This window comes from Burkholderia sp. 9777_1386 (assembly GCF_015712265.1).
GTDB classification, from domain to species: domain Bacteria; phylum Pseudomonadota; class Gammaproteobacteria; order Burkholderiales; family Burkholderiaceae; genus Burkholderia; species Burkholderia cenocepacia.
This window is the reverse complement of sequence record NZ_JACCQB010000133.1, coordinates 1-1047: the sequence shown is the minus strand read 5'-3', so window position 1 is coordinate 1047 and position 1047 is coordinate 1. Positions and strand designations below refer to the sequence as shown.

Here is a 1047-nt window from a genome sequence, read left to right as displayed (position 1 = left end):
CCCTGCCAGCCTTGATCCGAATGCAGTAACGGTTGCTCCTCGTCATCAAGCTTGACCAACGCCTTTTTCAACATGTTGCTGACCAACTCGAAGCTCGGGCGCTCGTCCATTTGGTAAGCGACGATCTCCCCGTTGTACAAGTCCATCACCGGCGATAGATAGAGCTTTTGGCCCTCCACATTGAATTCGGTCACGTCGGTCACCCACTTCTGATTCGGGCGTTCAGCATCAAACTGACGCCGCAGTAGATTCGGGGCAACGCGGCCGACTTCGCCGCGCCAGGAACGATATCTCTTCGGGCGCACCAGAGATTTCAACTGCAGCTGTCCCATCAACCGTTGCACGGTCTTGTGGTTGATCGCATCTCCGGTCTGCCGGATCGCCGCCGTGATTCGCCGATAGCCGTAACGGCCCTTGTGGTGGTCGTATACAGTCTGGATCTTCGCTTTGAGATCCGCATACCGATCGCCGGCAGCCAATGCCTTGAGCTGGTAATAGAACGTGCTGCGCGCCAGGCCTGCCGCCTTCAGGAGCGCAGCTACCGGATGACACTGCCTGAGCTCACGCACTATTTGCGCTTTTTCCTGGGCGCTGCCTGCTTCTTGGATTGCAGCAGCGCATCGAGCTTTTTTAGGTATGCCACCTCCGCGCGCAAATACACGATTTCCTTGAGCAGTTCCTCGCGGCTCGGCTCTTTCTGCACGGTATCGTCGAGGGATTTCGGTGGTGGTGAGGTGGTCATTTTCGGGGGGCGCCCTCGGCGACGAGGCGCCAACGCATCTATACCGCCCTCATGATACAGACGCTCCCAGATCGGGATGCTTCGTTCATTGCGGATGCCGAATAGCGCTGCCACCTGCGCATACGACAGCTCATCGCGCCGCATCCGCTGAAGGACTGACAACTTGAATCGCGCGTCGTAGTGGCTGTGCTTCTTGCGCAGCCCCTGTTCACCATGCTCGCGATAGCTCGCCACCCAACGTCGCACCATCGTCCTGCCCACTCCGTAACGGTGAGCAAGTGTCTTGGTGCCGGCCTCTCCAGCCA

The 1047-nt window shown here is 58.5% G+C and carries 1 pseudogene; it reads right to left on the bottom strand.

The window, feature by feature from the left end:
- Nucleotides 1–1047 (bottom strand): annotated as a pseudogene (locus H0X91_RS34690) (IS3-like element ISBcen10 family transposase); the annotation flags it as partial.